The organism is Streptomyces sp. NPDC002276 (assembly GCF_053891435.1).
Genome location: NZ_JBSFCQ010000027.1, coordinates 72,812 through 92,591, shown reverse-complemented (window position 1 = coordinate 92,591; position 19,780 = coordinate 72,812). Strand labels below are relative to the sequence as shown.

Below are 19,780 nucleotides of genomic sequence, written 5' to 3'. Positions count from 1 at the left end.
CTCTCGAACGTGCTCTTCACGATCCCGTCGATCGCGATCTTCGTGCTCCTGCTGCCGATCAGCGGCCTGACCCGCACCACCACGGTGATCGGCCTACCAGCCTCCCGGGCTCCCGGGCTCCCGGGCTCCCGAGAGGTTCTCTCTCCCCCCACCGGGGGTTGGCCGCTAAGCCCACCCGGCGTGCTGGCGAGACGCAGACGCGCCCCGTAACACCGGCCCACAACGCAGCCGACGTAAGGGACCGACATACCCCGGCCCCCCATTCCTCCGGGCCGCTCGCTCGCTTCTCAACCGGGCTGGAACGGACCTAGTCAAGGGTGGAGCGCAGCGGAATCGCCGTAGGCGACGCGTAGCGAAGCGAAGCGCCCTTTACTCGGTCCGTTCCAGCCCGACACTGACAAGAAGCGAGTGGCCCAACGTTCACCAAACAAGAGCTACTTGACCACAAACACCTTCGTGCTCGCCGTCCCGAACGCCCACAGCGCAGCCCCGTCCGCCTTCCCCATCCGCACACCCCCCGTCTCCTTCCCCGCAGCAGGTGGCGGAGAAGAGCCGTCGACGGCGTTGGAGAAGGCGATGTTGAGACCGGATTTGGTGGCGAAGTAGACGATGTTCTCGATCTGGACGCCGTCGGAGCCGGTCGTGGCGTCCTTGCGGACGGACACCGTGTAGGTACCGGGGTCGGGGCTCACCGTGCCGGGCCAGACCGCGAACGTACGGCCGGCCTTGTCGCTCGCGTCGACGAGCCAGACGCGTTTCTGGCCGACGGAGTAGACGATGCGCCGCCCGGTGCCGGAGGAGGCGGGGACTGCCGCGGCCGTGACGTGCGGCTTGGGGGACTTGGACGCCTGCGCGGACGCCGAGGCGCTGGGGCGGGCGGCGGACGCCTTCGGGTGGGGCCCCTTGTCGGCCTGCACGGCCAGGACCGTGACCGCGGCGATCGCTCCCACCGTCAGACCGGTCACCCAGACCTTCGAGGCAGGCACGGGCACGCATCTCCTCAGCTACTCACAGCCCCCACATCCCGATCGAACAGGGGTCGGATCATCGTACCGGCCCCCATCCGACCACCCGGACCCTCAGTCCAGCACCGGCAGCAGTTCCGGCAGGCGCCCGTCCGAGACGGCCGCGGCCCGCTGCCGCTCCTCCGGGACCTCTCCGTACAGCGTGGTGCGCGGACGTGCCGGGCGGCCCGCCAGTTCCGCCACGGCGACCAGGTCACGTACCGACTTGTACGAGCCGTACGACGAACCCGCCATCCGGGAGATCGTCTCCTCCATCAGGGTGCCGCCGAGGTCGTTCGCCCCGGAGCGCAGCATCTCCGCCGCGCCCTCCGAGCCCAGTTTCACCCAGCTCGTCTGGATGTTGGGGATCCAGGGGTGGAGGAGGAGACGGGCCATCGCCACGACCGCCCTGTTGTCGCGCATCGTCGGGCCCGGGCGCGCGATCCCCGCCAGGTACACGGGTGCGTTGGTGTGGATGAACGGCAGTGTCACGAACTCCGTGAAGCCGCCGGTCTGTTGCTGGATACCGGCCAGTGTCCGCAGATGTCCCAGCCAGTGTCTGGGCTGGTCCACGTGGCCGTACATCATCGTCGAGCTGGACCGGATGCCCAACTCGTGTGCCGTCGTGACGACTTCGATCCAGGTCGCCGTGGGCAGCTTGCCCTTCGTCAGGACCCAGCGGACCTCGTCGTCGAGGATCTCCGCCGCCGTGCCGGGGATGGTGTCGAGTCCCGCCTCCTTCGCGGCCGTCAGCCACTCGCGGATCGAAAGGCCGGTGCGTGTCGCGCCGTTGACGACCTCCATCGGCGAGAACGCGTGGACGTGCATCCCGGGAACCCGCTCCTTCACCGCCTTCGCGATGTCGAAGTACGCCGTGCCGGGCAGGTCGGGGTGGATACCGCCCTGCATGCAGACCTCGACCGCCCCTACTTCCCAGGCCTGTTGGGCGCGGTCGGCCACCTGGTCCAGCGACAGGGTGTAGGCGTCCGCGTCCGTACGGCGTTGCGCGAAGGCGCAGAAGCGGCAGCCTGTGTAGCAGACGTTGGTGAAGTTGATGTTCCGCGTGACGATGTACGTCACTTCGTCGCCGACCACCGATTTCCGTACGTCGTCCGCGATCCGGGTCAGCGCGTCCAGCGCCGGGCCGTCCGCGTGCAGCAGGGCGAGGGCCTCCGCGTCGGTCAGCTTCGTGGGGTCGTCGGCCGCCGTCGCCAGTGCCTGCCGTACGTCCGTGTCGATGCGCTCGGGCACCATGCCGGGTGCCGCCGCCTCGCGCAGGGCGGCCCAGTCGCCGTAGACCTCGTCGAAGTCGTCGCGGCGGTCGGACGTACGGCCCTCCGTGTCGATCGACGCGTGCAGATCCGTACGGCCGGAGGACACGAACGCCTCCTCCGGCTCCTGCCAGGCGTGGCCCTCCACGACCGCGTCCGCACGCGCCAGTCCCGTCTCCGGGTCGGCCAGGGCCCGTACGTGGGGCAGCAGGCGTGGGTCCAGCCAGGGTTCGCCCCGGCCGACGAACTCCGGGTACACACACAGCCGTTCGCGGAGTTCGAAGCCCGCCTCGGCCGACTGTTCGCGCAGCAACTCGATCTGGGGCCAGGGGCGTTCGGGGTTCACGTGGTCGATCGTCAAGGGTGACACCCCGCCCCAGTCGTCGATGCCCGCGCCGATCAGGCGCTTGTACTCGGAGTCGACGAGGTTGGGGGGTGCCTGGAGGCAGGCGGCGGGGCCCATGATGTGGCGGGCCACCGCGACCGTCGCCACCAACTCGTCCAGTTCCGCGTCGGGCATGCCGCGCATCGCCGTGTCCGGCTTGGCGCGGAAGTTCTGGATGATGAGTTCCTGGATGCCGTGGTAGGCCCTGGACACCTTCCGCAGCGCGAAGAGGGAGTCCGCGCGCTCCTCGTAGGTCTCGCCGATGCCGATCAGGATGCCGGAGGTGAAGGGGACGGAGGAGCGGCCCGCGTCCTCCAGCACCCGTAGGCGTACGGCGGGTTCCTTGTCCGGGGAGCCGTAGTGCGGGGCGCCGGGCTCGGACCAGAGGCGGGTCGCGGTGGTCTCCAGCATCATGCCCATGGAGGGCGCCACCGGCTTCAGCCGCTGGAAATCGGTCCAGCTCATGACGCCCGGGTTGAGGTGGGGCAGCAGGCCCGTCTCCTCCAGGATGCGGATGGAGATGGCGCGGACGTAGGCGATCGTGTCGTCGTAGCCGTGCGCGTCGAGCCACTCGCGCGCCTCGGGCCAGCGGTCCTCGGGCTTGTCGCCGAGGGTGATGAGGGCTTCCTTGCAGCCGAGGGCCGCGCCCTTGCGGGCGATGTCGAGGACCTCGTCCGGGGACATGAACATGCCGTGGCCGGCGCGGCGGAGTTTGCCGGGGACGGTGACGAAGGTGCAGTAGTGGCACTTGTCGCGGCACAGGCGGGTGAGGGGGATGAAGACGCTCTTCGAGTACGTGATCACGCCGGGGCGGCCGGCCGCCGCCAGGCCCGCGTCGCGCACCCGGGCGGCGGACGCGGTGAGGTCGTCGAGGGCCTCGCCGCGGGCCTGGAGCAGCACGGCCGCTTCCGTCACGTCGAGGGCGACGCCGTCACGGGCGCGTTTGAGGGCGCGACGCATGGAGTTCTCGGTCGGGCCGGTTCCGGAGCTCGCGGGTGTCGTCATCCTTCGAGCATACGATCGGTGTGATCAGGCCAAAGAGGGGCGCCCGATTCGTTCCGGCCGGTCAGGTCGTTACACGGTGTCACTGGCCTCGGGAGCGCTCCGCCCTCCCCCGCGCCCGCTCCGGTTTCCCGTCACCCGCCGATTGCCTTTCCTTGCACGGGAGTTCACAGCCGACCAGCAGAGTCGTACGGTCACCTCCGCGCGATCCCTGTCACTGTCGACACCTCGGGAGCAGCAGCATGTGCGACGACGATCACGGAAACGGCCTCAACCGACGTGCACTGATCGTGACGGGCGCCACCGCCGCGCTTACGTTGGGAAGTGTGACCTTCGCAAGCGGTGCGACGACCCCCGCAAGCGGTGCCCAGGAGACACGGACCGTCCATGGCACCCTCCCGACCGGCTCGCCCGACTACGTGTACGTCCCCGTCGAGGTCCCGGCGGGGGTCCGCGAGCTGAAGGTGGCGTACACCTACGACAGACCGTCCGTCCCGGCCGGGGCCCAGGGCAACGCCCTCGACATCGGTGTCTTCGACCAGCACGGCACCGGCCTCGGCGGCCGGGGTTTCCGGGGCTGGTCGGGCGGGGCGCGCACGGAGTTCTTCATCCGTGCCGACGACGCGACGCCGGGCTACATCCCGGGCCCTGTGCACGCCGGTACCTGGCACATCGCGCTGGGCCCCTACACGGTGTCCCCGCAGGGGCTGTCGTACGAGCTGACGATCACGCTCACCTACGGCGAACCGGGCGCCGCGCCGCGACCGGTGTATCCGCCGGAGCGGGCGAAGGGGCGGGGCCGGGCCTGGTACCGGGGCGACTGCCATCTGCACTCCTGGTACTCGGACGGGCGCCGCACGCCCGCCGAGATCGCGGCGCTGGCGCGGGCGGCGGGCCTGGACTTCATCAACACGTCCGAGCACAACACCCACTCCTCGCACCCCCATTGGGCCTCGGAGGCGGGCGACGACCTGCTGATCATGCTCGGTGAGGAGGTGACGACCCGCAACGGTCACGTGGTCGCGCTCGGCACCGGGCCCGGCACGTTCGTCGACTGGCGGTACCGGGCGCGCGACAACCGTTTCGGCCGGTTCGCCCGCGAGATCCGCCGGGCCGGAGGGCTCGTGGTCCCGGCCCACCCCCACGCCACCTGCATCGGCTGCGCCTGGAAGTTCGGCTTCGGCGAGGCGGACGCCGTCGAGGTGTGGAACGGCCCCTACACGCCCGACGACGAGGTGGCCCTCGCCTCCTGGGACGCGACACTCGTGGCGTCCGTGCGGGAGAACCGGGAGTGGCTCCCGGCGATGGGCAACAGCGACGCCCACCGCGACCCGGACGCGGTCGGCCTGCCCCAAACCGTCGTCCTGGCCGACGACTTGACGCGGGAGGCGATCCAGGACGGTATCCGGGCGGGGCGTTCCTATGTCGCCGAGTCGAAGAGTGTCTCGCTGGCCTTCACGGCGACGGGGCCGAAGGGCGAACACGCCGGTATCGGCGAGCGGTTGGGGATCGCCGGGGACGCCTCCGTCACCATCCGCCTGGAGGTGACCGGCGCCCCCCGCTGCACCGTCCGCCTCGTGACCGACCAAGGCGTGCTGCTCACCAGCGATCCGCTGCCGGTCGAGGGCACGGGCACCGTGGAGTGGCGCACGACGCCGGCCTACGCGGCCTACGTACGCGCCGAGTTGAGGCACGAGACGGCGGCCGGCCCGCTCCCCGGGGCGCTGGCCGCGTTCACCAATCCGATCTTCCTGGGTGACGCCGGACGGTGAACCGAGGGCGGGCGCCGGGGTCGTGAGAGGCTCCCCACGACCTGCACCGCCCCCGCCACCTCCACCTCCACCGACACCGCCACCCAGTTCGACAGGAGACCCGGAAACCGATGCCGAGCACCCCCGAGTCCAAGTACCGCACCGTCAGCCGAATCCAGCGCGTCCTGAACTCGGTCACCCGCCGTCTCCCCACCCAGACCGTCCTGGAGACCACCGGCCGTGTCTCCGGTCTGCCGCGCCGCACCCCGCTCGGCGGGCGCCGGGTCGGCGACACGTTCTGGCTGGTCTCGGAGTTCGGCGAACTCTCCCACTACGTCCGCAACATCAAGGCGAACCCGGAGGTCCGGGTACGGATCATGGGCCGCTGGCACACCGGCACGGCCCATCTCCTCCCCGACGACGACGCCCGCGCCCGCCTGCGCACCCTGCCCCGCTTCAACAGCGCGGCGGTGAAGGCGATGGGGTCGAGCCTGCTGACGGTGCGGGTGGATCTGCGCGACTGAACCCCGTGGAGCGGCCTCACCCCGGCCAGACGATCGCCTGCACCTCGCTGTACGCGTGCAGCGCGTACGAGCCGACGTCCCGGCCGACGCCGCTCTTCTTGAAGCCGCCGAACGGCGCCTCCATGTTGCGGCCCACCGTGTTGACGCCCACCCCGCCGGCCCGCAGCAGCCGTGCCACGCGGAACGCGCGGGCGACGTCGCCGGACCAGACGTAGTCGATGAGGCCGTAGTCGCTGTCGTTGGCGAGGGCGATCCCTTCCTCCTCGTCGTCGAAGGGGACGACCACGACGACCGGACCGAAGATCTCCTCGCGGACCACCCGCATCTCGGCGGTGCAGTCGGCCAGCACGGTGGGCGCGATCAGGAACCCCGGCCCACCGGACGGCCGTTCACCGCCCGCGACGACCACCGCGCCTTCCTTGCGGCCGAGTTCGACGTACGACTCGACGCGCTCCCGGTGCGCCGCCGAGATCACCGGCCCGACCACCGTGTCCGGCGAGCGCGGATCCCCGACCTTCAACCGGCCTGCGTAGGCGGCCAGTTGCTCAACGACCCTGTCGTACACGCCCCGTTGGGCCAGCACGCGCGTCGGGGCCGTGCAGATCTGCCCGCTGTAGAAGGAGAAGGTCGTACCGATCCCGGAGACGGCGGAGCCGAGGTCGGCGTCGTCGAAGACGACGGCCGCGCCCTTCCCGCCCAGCTCCATCAACTGCCGCTTCATGCCCCGCCCGCACACCTCGGCGATGCGCTGCCCGACCGCCGTGGAGCCGGTGAAGCTGACCATGTCGACGTCCGGCGACTCCACGGCCGCCTCACCGACCTCCACCGCACGCCCGTTGACCACGTTCACGACCCCGCGCGGCACCCCGGCCGCCTCCAGCGCCTCCGCCATCCGGTACACGGACAGCGGGTCCTGCGGGGCCGGTTTCACGACGACCGTGTTGCCCATGGCGAGGGCGGGCGCGATCTTCCCGGCGGGGTTGGCCCAGGGGTTGTTGTACGACGTGATGCAGGTGACGACCCCGACCGGCTGCCGTACCGCGAGCGCCCCCATGACGGCGGCCCGCCCGAACGGCCCGGCCTCGTTGACCTGCGGCGCGATCGCCCACTCGGCCGGTTCCACGGTCGCGTACCGCCGGAACCGAGCGGCGGCCACACCCACCTGCATGCCCCGCGCGGTCCCGGTCGTGGCGCCGGTCTCCGCCTGGGAGAGTTCGGCGTACGGCACCAGCGCGCCACGGACGAGATCCGCCGCCCGCCCGAGGATCGCCGCGCGTTCCTCGGGCGGGGTACGCGACCACGCCCCGAACGCCTCCCGGGCCGCGGCGGCGGCGGCGAACACCTGCTCCCGGGAGGCCTCGGGCGCCCACCCCACGGTCTCCTCGGTCGCCGGATCGACCACGGCGTAGTGCCCGCCGTCCGGCTCGACCCACTCCCCGCCGACGAACAACCGCTGCCCATCGGCCACTTGAGAACTCACCTGGTGCTCACCGTCCTGGTGTCCCGCCCCGACCGCAGCACCCGCCCCGGCACGGACCCGCTCACCACATCGCCCCGGATGGCCTCGACTCCGTTGACCCACACGGCCGTTATCCCGATCGCCTTGGAGTCCAGGCGCGGACTGTCACCCGGCAGGTCGTGCACCAGGGTGGCCTTGCCGGCGTCGATCCGTTCCGGGTCGAAGAGCACCAGATCCGCATGCCAGCCCTCCCGCACCTGCCCACGCTCCCGCAGCCCGAACAGCCGCGCCGGATCATCGGTCAGCATCTTCACGGCCCGCTCAAGCCCGACCAGCTTCCGCCCGCGCAGACAGTCCCCGATGAACCGGGTCGTGTACGGCGCCCCGCACATCCGGTCCAGATGCGCCCCCGCGTCGGACCCGCCGAGCAGCACGTCCTCGTGCTGCCAGGTCTCGGCACGCAGGGCCCAGGAGGCCGGGTCGTTGTCGGAGGGCATGGGCCACAACACGGTCTTCAGCCCGTCGGCCGCACAGATCTCCACGAGACACTCGAAGGGTTCCTGCCCGCGTTCCTCGGCGATGTCCTTGACCACCCGCCCGGTCAGCCCCTCGTTGGCCGCACTGTACGTGTCCCCGATCACATACCGCCCGAAGTTCGCGAGCCGCCGAAAGACCCCGGCCTCCTTGCTGTTGGCCCGCACCAGCATCTCGGCCCGTACGTCGGGCTCGCGCAGCTTGGCGATCCGCTCGGGCACGGGGAGGCTCAGGATCGGCCCCCACCCGGGGATCAGGTTCAGCGCGCAGAAGGTGCCCAGGGACATGTTCATCGGCGTGAGGATCGGCATGGTCAGCGCGACGACCCGCCCGCCGGCCTTCCGCGCCCGCTCACTCGCGAACAGCTGCCGGGGCACGCGCTCGGGCACGGCGGCATCCACGGTGAGCACGTTCCAGTTCAACGGCCGCCCGGCCACCGCGCTCATCTCGACGAACAGATCGATCTCCGCGTCACTGAACTGATCCAGACACCCGGCGACGATCGCCTCGATCTGCGTCCCCTCGTGCTCCCCCACGGCCCGCGAGAGGGCGAGCAGTTCCTCCGGCCGGGCATGCCGGGAGGCCACCGGCTGCCCGTCCCCGTCCGAGTGGGTGGAGGACTGGGTGGTGGAGAACCCCCAGGCACCGGCATCCATGGCGTCGTGCAACAGCCCGACAATCTGGGCAAGTTGCTCCGCGCTGGGCTGCCCACCGACGGCATCCGCCCCCATCACATACCGCCGCAACGCGCAATGCCCCACCATGAACCCGGCGTTGACCGCGATCCGCCCTTCGAGCGCGTCCAGATACTCCCCGAACCCACGCCAACTCCAGGGCGCCCCCTCCTCCAACGCGACCAGCGACATCCCCTCCACCTTGGACATCATCCGCCGCGTGTAGTCGGCGTCCGCCGGTTTCAGGGGCGCGAGCGTGAACCCACAGTTCCCGGCGGCGACGGTCGTCACCCCGTGATTGAGGGAGGGCGTGGCGTACGGGTCCCAGAAGAGCTGGGCGTCGTAGTGGGTGTGGGGGTCGACGAACCCGGGGGCGAGTACGAGTCCGGCGGCATCTTCGGTGGTGCGAGATTCCTCGGTGACAGCGCCGACGACGGCAATCCGCCCGTCGCGGATACCGACGTCGGCAACGAATGCGGGCGAGCCGGTCCCGTCAACAACCGTCGCCCCTTTGATGACGTGATCGAGCACGAGCGTTGCCTCCTCAAGCATGCGATGCGCTGACCGACCTGCTTTTAGGGGCGCGGGGAACTGCGCGACCAGCCACAACGCACCCGCACCCCGCGACGAACCCTCAGGCCGCCTGACGGAACCGCGTAGTCCGGTGAACAGGATCCGTGTCGATCTTCGGAATGATGTGCTCCCCGATCAACCGAATCGTCTGCAACGTCTCCTCCTTCGGCACCCCCACCGGCAACCCGAAGCTCAGCTGATCCGCCCCGGCCTGCTCCCACCGCTTGCACTGCGTGAGCACCTCGTCCGGATCCCCACAGATCAACAGCTCCTCCTCCACGAGGAGTTCGACGAACTCCGGCGTGTACTCGGGCAAGGTCTCCGGCCATACCGGGAACCCCTCGGGCCGAGGAAACGTGTCGTGGTACCGGAACACCAGCGAGGGCAGATAGTGCAGCCCCCCACTGGTCGCGATCCGAATCGCCTCGTCATGCGTGGGCGCACAGATCGCGGTCGTCGTCACCATCACGTTGTCGTTGACGAACGCCCCCACCGGCTCGGCGTTCACGATCGCCGTCTTGTACTGCTCCAGCACCCACTCCATGTCGGAGACCTTCTGGATGCTGAACCCGAGCACACCGAGCCCCTTACGGGCGGCCATGGCGTACGAGGGCGGCGACCCGGCCGCGTACCACATCGCCGGGTGCGCCTTCCCGTACGGCTTCGGCAGGATCTTCCGCGGCGGCAGCTGCCAGTGCTTGCCCTGGAAGCCGACGTACTCGTCCTGGAGCCACATCTTGGGGAACTCGGCGATGGTCTCTTCCCAGATCTCCTTGGTGTAGTTCATGTCGGTCACACCAGGTATGAACCCGAGAATTTCATGGCTGCCCGCACCTCGCCCGCTGCCGAACTCGAAGCGGTTGTTGGAGAGATGGTCGAGCATGGCGACCTTCTCGGCGACCTTCACCGGGTGGTTGACCTGGGCGAGGGGGTTGAAGATCCCCGACCCGAGGTGGATGCGTTCCGTCGCGTGGGCGAGGTAGCCGAGGTAGACGTCGTTCGCCGAGAGGTGCGAGTACTCCTCCAGGAAGTGGTGCTCCGACGCCCAGGCGTACTTGAAACCGGACTTGTCCGCCTGGATGACGTACTCGGTCTCCTCCATCAGCGCCTTGTGCTCGGCCAGCGGGTCCGTCTCGGCCCGCTTGCCCACGTATCCCTGTACAAAGAGCCCGAATTCCAAGGAGGTTCACCGTCCCAAGTCCAGGTGGTCCCTATGAGTGCTACGACTTTCTGACGTAGCGTCAGATTCGTCAATAGATGACGCCCCGTCAGATGACACTGACCCCCGCCAGCCAGCCCCCGTCGATCACGAACGGCTGCCCGGTGATGTACGACGAGTCGTCGCAGCTGAGGAAGAGTGCCAGGCGAGCCACCTCGTCGGCCCGCCCGATCCGCCCCAGCGGCACAAGCTTCCGATACAGCTCGTCCAGCGCCCGGGTCATCGCCTCCGGATCCGCGTCCGGATCAAGTCGCGCCGGATTGGACATCGCGGTGTCGACGGCCCCGGGACAGACGGCGTTGACCCGTATCCGACGGCCGGCCAACTCCAGCGCGGCAACCCGGGTGAGCCCGAGAATCGCGTGCTTGGTGGCGGTGTACGTCCCCACCGCCGCCATCCCCGTGACCGCCGTGTACGACGCCGTGTTGACGATCGTGCCCCCGTCCTCCATCGCCGCCGCCACGGTCTTGATCCCGAGAAAGCACCCGACCTGATTCACCCGCACGACCTGCATGAACTCCTCAAGGGGCGTGTCCACAAGGGAGTTGAACCGCAGGATCCCCGCGTTGTTGACGAGCCCGTCGATCCGCCCGTACGTCTCCTTCGCGGCCCCCACGGCGGCCCCCCAGTCCGCCTCCTCGCCGACGTCGAGATGCACATAGGACGCGCCCAACTCCTTGGCCAGCGCCTCCCCTTGCTCATCCAGCACATCCGCTACGACGACCTTCGCGCCCTCGGCCGCGAACAGCCGTGCCTCCTGCTCCCCCTGTCCGCGCGCCGCTCCGGTGACGATGACGACACGCCCGTCCAGCTTGCCCATGCGGGCCTCCTCGGGATCGGTGGATGCAGGTCATCGTAGCGCCGCATCTGACGCAGCGTCAGATGAAGAACCATGGATTGCACAAGCACACTTGAAGTGACCGTGGAGTAGGGACATTTGACCCTGGCCATACCTCTCCTTGACTCCAAGAATGCCGGGTATGGCAAAGCGGAGATTGCGCAACAGGAAAGTCAGGTACGTGGCGATCGGTGCGGCACTCGCGACCGGCGGAGCGATCTTCACCCTGCTGCCGTCGGCGAACGCGGCCGACGCCAAGACTCCGGACCAGATCATGACCATGTGTGAAAGATCAGCCGTGGTGAATGGCGTGAAGCGGTCGGTGGAGGATTTCGGGGGCGCTTTCGCGGACGGTTTCCAGGCAGACAACTGTGATTTCGTCGAGACGAATTTCGAGACCTTCGACGGACCCACCGAGAAGTCCTCCATCGACTTCCCGAACTGCGAGCCGAACGCCACCGAAGCGGGCAAGGTGTCCATCACCTGGTCGGCGACAGCCGCCCAGGGTCAGGGAAAGTACGTCTCCACCCAGCAGGGCGGCGGCGGTGGTCTGTTCGGATTCCTGAGCGGGTCCTGGGTCAAGCACAAGGGCACCCTCGACATGACCGTGAAGTCGGCGACGGCCGGCGACACGGAGACGCGGGACGTACCGGTCGGCAAGGTCCTCCACATGGAGTTCACGCCGAGACTCCAGCGCATGACCGGTGAGTGGCGGGTGCGGATCGACGCCGATCCCGGCAGTTTCGCCGTCAATCCGTCTCCCGAGCAGAACTTCGTGGCACCGGACGTCGTCGAGGGACCCGTGATCCTGCCGGGCGCCGCGGGCGCCCCCGGTGTCGTGGACGGCACCTCCAAGGCGGTCCTGGAGGACTGCTGAGCCTCTGGCCGACCTTCAGGAACCCGCAGTTCAACTCCCTCACACCCCCACAGGAGAAACCCATGTCCCGGAACGGCCGCACCAGAAGCCACCGGAGCAAGAAGAAGCGCGTCACCCTGGCCCTGGCCCCCGTGGCGGCCCTCGCGGTGATCGTCCCGCTGATGAACCAGGCGAACGCCGCCACCTCCTCCGAAGTGACCGCCGACTGCGCCTCGGACTCGGACAGGCTGGCCGACTGCGCGTTCGTCGACGTCCAGTTCAAGGCGAACAGTCTCGGGCCCAACGAACGCGTCTCCGCGGTGACCGACAACTGCGGTTCCACCGGCACCGCGACGAAGACCTTCAACGTGAGCGCCTCGGTCACACGGACCATTCAGCTGGAGGAAGGGTCCACCACCGAGGCCGGCACGAAGCTCGGGAACTCGTTCTTCGAGATCGGCCTGAAGTTCAGCACGTCGACCATCAACATCACGCGTGACGACAAGACGACCACGCTGGCGTTCAGCCGGACGGACACCGTGCAGGCGGACAGCACCGCCTTCTTCATGTGGTCCGCCAAGCGCACCGACGTGAGCGGATTCCTGAAGGCCACGTACAAGGAGGCACAGGACGGTCAGACGGTGTTCTTCGCGCCGAGCGAGGGCGCCGCGACCGTGCACGTCTTCTATCCGCAGATCCTGAACAACGGAACGCCCGACGGGCGCCTTTGGCTGCGGAACGTGAAATGCGGGACCGCCGAGGCCGACAGCGCACCGAACTCGACGAAGGCCCTCCAGGACGAGGAACCCGGATTCGGTGAGGGCGGCTCCGATGTCACCGATGTGGAAATTCCGCTGACGGAGATCCCGGCACCCTGATCAGACGCTCCTCGAAGATTCTCGAAGGTTCTCGAAGGTTCTCGAAGGTTCTCAAGTGCGAAGTACGGGCGTGGTTCCCAGCCAGCGCAGGACCGCGTCCGTGCCGCTCCTGGCGTCCAGCTTGGCGTAGATGTTGCTGAGGTTGTTGCGGACGGTCTTCTCGCTCAGCCGTAGTCGCTGCCCGATCTGCCGTGCGCCCAGGCCGGTCGAGAGCAGTTCCATGATCTGTTGCTCGCGCGGCGAGAGGAGCGCGCGCAGCCGCTGCATCGTGTCATCGGTCGCGGCCATCCGACCGGCTCCCTCCCGCAGGGCGTCGCAGGCGGACGGGGAGAGGTAGGTGTGCCCGACGGTGGCCGCCACGACCGCCGAGGACATCATCGCGGGGCAGTGGTCGCCCTCGACCAGATAGCCCGCCCCGGCCCGGAACACCTCGACCACCGCTTCGATGTCCTGGCGCGGACTGACCACGAGCGCCGGGACGCGCTGGGCGCGGAGCACGTCCAGCAGCCCCGGAAAGGACACGGCAGGGGCCTCGCAGTGCAGCACGACGACGTCCGCGGTGGTCTCCGCCAGCCCGTCGTAGGGCGGGGAGACATGCAGGACACCGCTCACGTACGGATCGTCCGGGGGCGGCCAGTCCTCGTGCGGCCAGGTGCGGCCGGCGGAGGCCAGTGCAACCACCAATCGCTGGGAGGATCGCACGTGGAGGGTCCTTCCGCCGGAAGCCATGACGTCCGTACGTCCATACATACGCGGCTCGGCGTGACCGTGTTCAAACAGGTTGTGATCACGAGGGCAGGTCGTGGTCAGAGCAGGGGCCCCACCTCGGTCCCGAACTTGCTTATCTGGTCGGTGAGTTCGGCGCGGTCGCGGCAGCGGAACCGGACCTGGATCCGGTCCACGCCCATCGCCCGGTAGGCGCGCAGCGATTCGGCGAGGGCATCGGGGGATCCGGTGAGCGTGCGCCGCCCGACCGCCCACCCCGGGTCGCCGACGTACAGCGGCTCGGTGATGGCCCCGAACATGAACGGCCCTTCTACGGCGGCCTCTTCGCGCAGTCGCCGGATCCGCTCGATCTGTGCGGGCAGCCGGTCGCGCGGGTCGCCCTGCGGCAGCCAGCCGTCGGCCTTGAGGGCGGCCCGGCGTACGGCGGCTGGTGAGGAGCCGCCGACCCAGATGGGCACGTGTTCCCGCGCGGGCCTGGGCCGCTGCCCCAGCCCCTCGAAGTCGTACAACTTGCCGTGGTGCTCGGGGAATTCGTCCGGGCCGAGGGCGGCGCGCAGGGCGTCGATCGTCTCGTCGAGGACGGGTCCGCGCCGGTCGAAGTCGACGCCGAGGGCCTCGAACTCCTCCCGTACGTGCCCGGCGCCGACCCCGAGGAGCAGCCGGCCCCCGCTGAGGTGGTCGAGGGTGGCGTACTGCTTGGCGGTGACCAGCGGGTGCCGTAGACCGACGACCGCCACATGGCTGAGCAGTTGGACCCGCTCGGTCACGCCCGCCAGGAAGGCGAGGGTGGCGACGGGGTCGTACCAGATGGTGCTCATCGCGGCGGCGAGGCGGTGCGGGACGCCGACGTGGTCGCAGCCCGCGATGTAGTCGAAGCCGGACCGGTCGGCGGCGCGGGCGATCTCGACGAGGTCGGCGGGGCCCGCGTCGGCCTCCCAGGGTTCGGCGTAGATGGTGCTCTGGGACTGGACGGGCAGTTGGATGCCGTAGGCGAGGCCGCTCATGCGGGTCCGCCCCACAGGCCGTCCGGCGTCAGGCCCAGCAGGTCGATCGCGTTGCCGCGCACGATCCGCTCGACCACGTCCGGCGGCAGGTGTCCCATCTGTGCCTCGCCGACCTCTCGGGATTTGGGCCAAGTGGAGTCGGAGTGGGGGTAGTCGGTCTCGTAGAGGACGTTTCCGACGCCGATGGAGTCGAGGTTCTTCAGGCCGAAGGCGTCGTCGAAGAAGCAGCCGTAGACGTGCTCGGTGAAGAGTTCGGACGGCGGGCGGTGGACCTTGTCGGCGACGCCGCCCCAGGCGCGGTTCTCCTCCCAGACCACGTCGGCGCGTTCCAGGATGTAGGGGATCCAGCCGATCTGGCCTTCCGCGTACATGACCTTGAGGTCGGGGAAGCGTTCGAACTTGCCGCTCATCAGCCAATCGACCATGGAATAGCAGCAGTTGGCGAAGGTGATCGTGGAGCCGACGGCGGGCGGGGCGTCGGCGGAGGTGGAGGGCATCCGGCTGCTGGAGCCGATGTGCATGGCGATGACCGTCCGCGTCTCGGCGCAGGCCGCGAGGAAGGGGTCCCAGTCGTCGGTGTGGATGGAGGGCAGGCCGAGGTGCGGGGGTATCTCGGAGAAGGCGACGGCGCGGACGCCGCGGGCCGCGTTGCGGCGGACCTCGGCGGCGGCCAACTCCGGGTCCCAGAGCGGGATCAGGGGCAGCGGGATGAGGCGGCCCTGGGCCTGCGGGCCGCACCACTCCTCCACCATCCAGTCGTTGTAGGCGCGGACGCAGAGCAGCCCGAGTTCGCGGTCGGCGGCCTCGGTGAACGTCTGGCCGCAGAAGCGCGGGAAGGTGGGGAAACAGAGCGCGGACTGGACGTGGTTGACGTCCATGTCGGCGAGCCGGGACGGGACGTCGTAGGAGCCCGGACGCATCTGCTCGTAAGTGATGACTTCGAGCTTGATCTCGTCCCTGCTGTAGCCGACGGCGGTGTCGAGGCGGGTGAGCGGGCGGTGCAGATCCTCGTACACCCACCAGTCGCCGATCGGTCCGTCGTCGCCGGGCTCGCCCATGACGGGCTTGAACCGGCCGCCGAGGAAGGTCATTTCCTTCAGCGGCGCGCGCACTACGCGCGGGCCGGTGTCCAGGTACTTCTTGGGCAGCCGCCGCTGCCAGACGTCGGCGGGCTCCACGGTGTGGTCGTCGACGGAGATGATCGGCGGAAGGGGTGTCCCGGGTGCGGCATGCGTGGTGGTCTGGGTGTCCATGGCGCTCACGGTAGCGCCGATCTGACGACCCGTCAGCTAGCTGGATCCGGGTTCGGGGTGCTCGGTTCTGTGCGGAACTGTGCGCGGGCCGTGTGAGAGCCTTGTGATATCCCGCGTGCCGACCTGTGAGCGCTGTCTCCGAGTGCTGACGCGACCGCCTCCAACAAGGCAAACTGGCGTAGTTGTCAGGCATGCCTAGGTCCTGTCGTCACATTCCCGTCGTCCGCCCGGAGGGCGGGCCCGGCGGCGTCAGGTGCGTGCTCTCGGTGTGCCGGGCCCGGACCCGCGTACTGGACGTACTCGGGTTCGGGCCCGGTGCGGCGAGAGTGCGTGCATGGCGTCGCCGGGCAACGGGAATGTGACAACAGGGCCTAGGGGGAACGGCGATGGACGGTGGACCGCGAGTACCGGAGCAGTGGCGCCCCGGCTCCGACTCGGACGAGTCGACGGCGCTGCGCTTCAGTGTGCTCGGTCCGGTACGTGCCTGGCGGGGCCCTGTTCCGCTGCCCATGGGCTCTCCCCAGCAACGCGCCCTGCTCGCCGCGCTGTTGCTGCGCGACGGCCGGACGGCGACCGCCGCGGAGCTGATCGACGCCCTGTGGGGCGACGACCCTCCGCCGCAGGCACTGGCCGCGGTGCGTACGTACGCGTCCCGGCTGCGGAAGGCCCTGGACGCCGGGGTCCTGGTCAGCGAGTCGGGCGGGTACGCCGTACGGGGCCTGCCCGAGGGCGCGCTGGACGCGGCGGTGGCGCAGGACCTGGCGACGGAGGCGGAGAAGGCGAAGTCGGCGGGCGACCTGTGCCATGCGCGGGACCTGCTGAGCCAGGTGCTGGCACTGTGGGACGGGGAGCCGCTGGCCGGACTGCCGGGCCCGTACGCGGGGGCCCAGCGGGTCCGCCTGGAGGAGTGGCGGCTCCAACTCCTCGAATCCCGGCTGGACATGGACCTGGAGCAGGGCTGTCACGCGGAGGCGGTCAGCGAACTGACGGCGGTCACCGCGGCCCACCCGCTCCGGGAGCGGTTCCGTGAGCTGCTGATGCTCGCCCTGTACCGCTCCGGCCGCCAGGCCGAGGCCCTCGCGGTGTACGCCGACACCCGGCGGCTGCTCGCCGACGAACTGGGCGTGGACCCGCGCCCCGGCCTGCGCGAGCTCCAGCAGCGCATCCTCCAGGCCGACCCCGCCCTCGCGGAACCGTCCGCACCCGCGGCGGAGACCGCGCCCGCACCGGTCCGCCCCCACCAACTCCCGGCCACGGTCCCGGACTTCACCGGCCGCTCGGCCTTCGTGTCGGAACTGAGCGAGGTCCTGGCGTCGGCCGAGGGCCGCGTCATGGCGGTGTCGGCACTGGCCGGCATCGGCGGCGTCGGCAAGACGACCCTCGCGGTGCACGTGGCCCACCAGGCCCGATCCGCCTTCCCCGACGGCCAGTTGTACGTCGACCTCCAGGGCGCGCGCTCCCGCGCGGCGGAACCGGAGACCGTACTCGGCGCGTTCCTGCGGGCGTTGGGCACCGCCGACTCGGCGATACCGGACTCGCTGGAGGAGCGGTCGGCGCTGTACCGGTCCGTGCTGGACGGCCGCCGGGTGCTGGTGCTGCTCGACAACGCGCGGGACGCGGCCCAGGTCAGGCCACTGCTGCCGGGCACGGAGGGCTGCGCCGCACTGGTCACCTCACGTGTCCGGATGGTCGACCTGGCCGGGGCCCATCTCGTCGACCTCGATGTGATGTCCCCCGAGGAGGCGTTGCAGCTCTTCACGAAGATCGTGGGCACCGAACGCGTCGCCGCCGAACGGGAATCCGCCCTGGACGTGGTCGCCGCGTGCGGCTTCCTCCCGCTGGCGATCCGTATCGCGGCCTCCCGGCTCGCGGCCCGCCGCACCTGGACGGTCTCGGTCCTCGCCGCGAAACTCGCCGACGAACGGCGGAGGTTGGACGAACTCCAGGCCGGCGACCTCGCCGTGAAGGCCACCTTCGAGCTGGGCTACGGCCAGTTGGAGCCGGCCCAGGCACGCGCCTTCCGCCTGCTGGGCCTCGCCGACGGCCCCGACATCTCCCTCGCCGCGGCGGCGGCCGTACTGGACCTGTCCGTCGAGGAGACGGAAGACGTCCTGGAGTCCCTCGTCGACACATCGCTCGTCGAGTCGGCGGCGCCCGGCCGCTACCGGTACCACGACCTGGTGCGGCTCTACGCGCGTGCGTGCGCGGAGCGGGACGAGTCGTCGCCGAGCGAGCGGGGTGCGGCGATCTCCCGGTTGCTGGACTTCTATCTGGCCACGGCGGCGGGGGTCTACGGGATCGAGCGGCCGGGCGACCGGCTGGTGGACCACCTGGAGCCGACCGCCGTCGAGGGCCTCACCTTCGCGAACCGCCAGGCGGCGTGGGACTGGCTCTACTCGGAGGCCGTACCGCTGCTCGCCTGCGTACGGCAGTCCACCGAGAAGGCCACCCTGCGCCGTGCGATCGACCTCCTGTGGGCGTCGGTCGACCTGGCCGAGTCGGGCGCCAACTCCAAGGAGTACGAGGCGGCCGCGGCGGCCCTGCGCGACGCCGCGCGGGCCGAGGGCGACGTCCGGGCACAGGCGCGGGCCTCGGTCGTCCTGAGCAACGCGCGCCTCTTCTCCGGGCTCTTCGACATGGCGTACCGGGAGGCGCAGGAGGCGTTCCGGCTCGCGGAGACCACCGACGACCTGCTGCCGTCCTGCTGGGCGGCGAACATCCTGGGAAGCATCGCCTTCTACCAGAACCGGCACCAGGACGCCGAGGACCACTTCGGCCGGGCCATCACGAAGTTCCGGCACTGCGGCGACATGGCGGGAGCGGCGGCCGGCCTCTGCAACCTGTCCCGCCTGCACCTCGCGACAGGCCGTGCCGAATCGGCGGTCGAACTCGCCCGGCAGGGAACCGACATCTACGAGAACCTGGGCCACTCCCTGCGCGGCGCGAACGGGCACTACGCGCTCGGCATGGCCCTCGGCAAGACGGGCCAGCACGCCAACGCCACCGAACAGTTGGAGGAGGCCCTCCGGGTCTTCCGCTCCAGCCGCCAGCGCCTGTGGGAGGGGATGACGCTCTGCCGGCTCGCGGAGGTCGACCTCGACGCGTGCAACCAGGCCGGCGCCGCGAGCAACGCCGAAATGGCACTCACCGTCCTGCGGGGAATCGGCGGCGAGTGGCGGCGGGCGCATGTCCTCACCGTGCTGGGCAAGGCGCTGAACGGCATCGGGCACTCCGGGAGGGCCCAGGTCTGCTGGCAGGAAGCCCTCGACATCTACGAGGGGCTGGACTCGCAGGAGGCCGCGCAGGTGCGCTCGCTCCTCACCCAGGTCGCGACTTCGACTTCCTAGGGCTCCCCCTCCGCACGGCCGGGGCCCCGGGCGGCGTTCATCGTTCGTTTATCGCCGCCAGGCAGTCTCTACGTAGTCGATCCGTCGCGTCGGGGGGCAGGCGGACCGCCGGTGAAGTCGCCGGGCCCGGCATCTAGGGTGGGCGACCGAGTGCCCGTCCGGTCATCCTCGGGGGAGTGACCGGACGGGTCTCTCACAGTTCCGACTTGTTCCAACAGGGGAGGCACCACCATGAGCGACACCGAGAACGACACGGTCACGCCGGACAACACCCACGTCACCGACGAACCCGCCGGTGAGGAGATCACACCGCTCAACACCCACGTGACCGGCAGCCCGATCAAGCCGCTGAACACCCACGTCACGGTCATCGCGGACGAGGACGAGGACGGCGGGACCGTCACCCCGGACAACACCCACGTGACGTGACATCCGGACCCGGCTAGACCTTCTCCCAGTACGGGGGATCGGCCGCGGCGGCA

At 69.9% G+C, this 19,780-nt stretch carries 15 protein-coding genes and 1 pseudogene; 7 read left to right on the top strand and 9 right to left on the bottom strand.

What is annotated here, in order from left to right:
• A pseudogene (locus ACWIHT_RS42575) lies at positions 1 to 96 on the top strand (ABC transporter permease); the annotation flags it as partial.
• Positions 97 to 434: 338 nt separating this feature from the next.
• On the opposite strand, the gene ACWIHT_RS42570 reads toward ACWIHT_RS42575, so the two are convergent.
• Positions 435 to 986 carry a hypothetical protein gene (locus ACWIHT_RS42570; protein ID WP_456173993.1) on the bottom strand — a complete coding sequence of 184 codons (552 nt, stop codon included), beginning with the start codon at positions 984 to 986 and terminating at the stop codon, positions 435 to 437.
• A 93-nt stretch (positions 987 to 1,079) separates the two neighbouring features.
• Positions 1,080 to 3,665: a bifunctional FO biosynthesis protein CofGH gene (locus ACWIHT_RS42565; protein ID WP_456173992.1), complete on the bottom strand. Its 2,586-nt coding sequence runs from the start codon at positions 3,663 to 3,665 to the stop codon at positions 1,080 to 1,082.
• 239 nt (positions 3,666 to 3,904) lie between these two features.
• On the opposite strand from ACWIHT_RS42565, the gene ACWIHT_RS42560 reads away from it, so the two are divergent.
• Positions 3,905 to 5,434, top strand: a complete 1,530-nt coding sequence (locus ACWIHT_RS42560; protein WP_456173991.1) for a CehA/McbA family metallohydrolase — start codon at positions 3,905 to 3,907, stop codon at positions 5,432 to 5,434.
• A 110-nt stretch (positions 5,435 to 5,544) separates the two neighbouring features.
• The gene (locus tag ACWIHT_RS42555; protein WP_456173990.1) at positions 5,545 to 5,937 is read left to right on the top strand and encodes a nitroreductase/quinone reductase family protein; all 393 of its coding nucleotides are present in this window, start codon (positions 5,545 to 5,547) and stop codon (positions 5,935 to 5,937) included.
• Positions 5,938 to 5,953: 16 nt separating this feature from the next.
• Here the strand turns inward: ACWIHT_RS42555 and ACWIHT_RS42550 are convergent, their stop codons facing one another.
• From ACWIHT_RS42550 to ACWIHT_RS42535, 4 genes are all read right to left on the bottom strand, one after another.
• Positions 5,954 to 7,405 (bottom strand): aldehyde dehydrogenase family protein, encoded by a 1,452-nt coding sequence (locus ACWIHT_RS42550; RefSeq protein ID WP_456173989.1) that lies wholly within the window; start codon positions 7,403 to 7,405, stop codon positions 5,954 to 5,956.
• 8 nt (positions 7,406 to 7,413) lie between these two features.
• Complete coding sequence (locus ACWIHT_RS42545; protein WP_456173988.1) at positions 7,414 to 9,135, bottom strand: N-acyl-D-amino-acid deacylase family protein; 1,722 nt, start codon at positions 9,133 to 9,135, stop codon at positions 7,414 to 7,416.
• 103 nt (positions 9,136 to 9,238) lie between these two features.
• Positions 9,239 to 10,357 (bottom strand): LLM class flavin-dependent oxidoreductase, encoded by a 1,119-nt coding sequence (locus tag ACWIHT_RS42540; RefSeq protein WP_456173987.1) that lies wholly within the window; start codon positions 10,355 to 10,357, stop codon positions 9,239 to 9,241.
• Between the two features lie 88 nt (positions 10,358 to 10,445).
• Positions 10,446 to 11,216 carry an SDR family NAD(P)-dependent oxidoreductase gene (locus ACWIHT_RS42535; RefSeq protein WP_456173986.1) on the bottom strand — a complete coding sequence of 257 codons (771 nt, stop codon included), beginning with the start codon at positions 11,214 to 11,216 and terminating at the stop codon, positions 10,446 to 10,448.
• 160 nt (positions 11,217 to 11,376) lie between these two features.
• Between ACWIHT_RS42535 and ACWIHT_RS42530 the strand changes: the two genes are divergently transcribed.
• Both ACWIHT_RS42530 and ACWIHT_RS42525 read left to right on the top strand, forming a co-directional pair.
• On the top strand, positions 11,377 to 12,111 hold the full coding sequence (locus ACWIHT_RS42530; RefSeq protein ID WP_456173985.1) for a hypothetical protein: 735 nt from the start codon (positions 11,377 to 11,379) through the stop codon (positions 12,109 to 12,111).
• Positions 12,112 to 12,173: 62 nt separating this feature from the next.
• Complete coding sequence (locus tag ACWIHT_RS42525) at positions 12,174 to 12,968, top strand: hypothetical protein (protein WP_456173984.1); 795 nt, start codon at positions 12,174 to 12,176, stop codon at positions 12,966 to 12,968.
• 51 nt (positions 12,969 to 13,019) lie between these two features.
• Here ACWIHT_RS42525 and ACWIHT_RS42520 read toward each other — a convergent pair whose 3' ends face one another.
• From ACWIHT_RS42520 to ACWIHT_RS42510, 3 genes are all read right to left on the bottom strand, one after another.
• Positions 13,020 to 13,670 (bottom strand): response regulator transcription factor, encoded by a 651-nt coding sequence (locus ACWIHT_RS42520; RefSeq protein WP_456173983.1) that lies wholly within the window; start codon positions 13,668 to 13,670, stop codon positions 13,020 to 13,022.
• 104 nt (positions 13,671 to 13,774) lie between these two features.
• A complete protein-coding gene (locus tag ACWIHT_RS42515; RefSeq protein ID WP_456173982.1) occupies positions 13,775 to 14,698 on the bottom strand; it encodes an LLM class F420-dependent oxidoreductase in 924 nt (307 codons plus the stop codon).
• The gene (locus tag ACWIHT_RS42510; RefSeq protein WP_456173981.1) at positions 14,695 to 15,951 is read right to left on the bottom strand and encodes an amidohydrolase family protein; all 1,257 of its coding nucleotides are present in this window, start codon (positions 15,949 to 15,951) and stop codon (positions 14,695 to 14,697) included. The genes ACWIHT_RS42515 and ACWIHT_RS42510 overlap by 4 nt, the downstream gene beginning before the upstream one ends.
• A 386-nt stretch (positions 15,952 to 16,337) precedes the next feature.
• On the opposite strand from ACWIHT_RS42510, the gene ACWIHT_RS42505 reads away from it, so the two are divergent.
• Both ACWIHT_RS42505 and ACWIHT_RS42500 read left to right on the top strand, forming a co-directional pair.
• The gene (locus ACWIHT_RS42505; protein ID WP_456173980.1) at positions 16,338 to 19,298 is read left to right on the top strand and encodes a BTAD domain-containing putative transcriptional regulator; all 2,961 of its coding nucleotides are present in this window, start codon (positions 16,338 to 16,340) and stop codon (positions 19,296 to 19,298) included.
• A gap of 231 nt (positions 19,299 to 19,529) precedes the next feature.
• Positions 19,530 to 19,727 carry a hypothetical protein gene (locus ACWIHT_RS42500; RefSeq protein WP_399115395.1) on the top strand — a complete coding sequence of 66 codons (198 nt, stop codon included), beginning with the start codon at positions 19,530 to 19,532 and terminating at the stop codon, positions 19,725 to 19,727.
• Positions 19,728 to 19,780: the final 53 nt, after the last annotated feature.

Excerpts from the sequence above, each read along its gene's own strand:
- ACWIHT_RS42525 (WP_456173984.1), top strand. The coding sequence starts at position 12,174 with ATGTCCCGGAACGGCCGCACCAGAAGCCACCGGAGCAAGAAGAAGCGC.
- ACWIHT_RS42555 (WP_456173990.1), top strand. The coding sequence starts at position 5,545 with ATGCCGAGCACCCCCGAGTCCAAGTACCGCACCGTCAGCCGAATCCAG.
- ACWIHT_RS42565 (WP_456173992.1), bottom strand. The coding sequence starts at position 3,665 with ATGACGACACCCGCGAGCTCCGGAACCGGCCCGACCGAGAACTCCATG.
- ACWIHT_RS42560 (WP_456173991.1), top strand. The coding sequence starts at position 3,905 with ATGTGCGACGACGATCACGGAAACGGCCTCAACCGACGTGCACTGATC.
- ACWIHT_RS42500 (WP_399115395.1), top strand. The coding sequence starts at position 19,530 with ATGAGCGACACCGAGAACGACACGGTCACGCCGGACAACACCCACGTC.
- ACWIHT_RS42530 (WP_456173985.1), top strand. The coding sequence starts at position 11,377 with ATGGCAAAGCGGAGATTGCGCAACAGGAAAGTCAGGTACGTGGCGATC.
- ACWIHT_RS42535 (WP_456173986.1), bottom strand. The coding sequence starts at position 11,216 with ATGGGCAAGCTGGACGGGCGTGTCGTCATCGTCACCGGAGCGGCGCGC.
- ACWIHT_RS42505 (WP_456173980.1), top strand. The coding sequence starts at position 16,338 with ATGGACGGTGGACCGCGAGTACCGGAGCAGTGGCGCCCCGGCTCCGAC.
- ACWIHT_RS42510 (WP_456173981.1), bottom strand. The coding sequence starts at position 15,951 with ATGGACACCCAGACCACCACGCATGCCGCACCCGGGACACCCCTTCCG.
- ACWIHT_RS42515 (WP_456173982.1), bottom strand. The coding sequence starts at position 14,698 with ATGAGCGGCCTCGCCTACGGCATCCAACTGCCCGTCCAGTCCCAGAGC.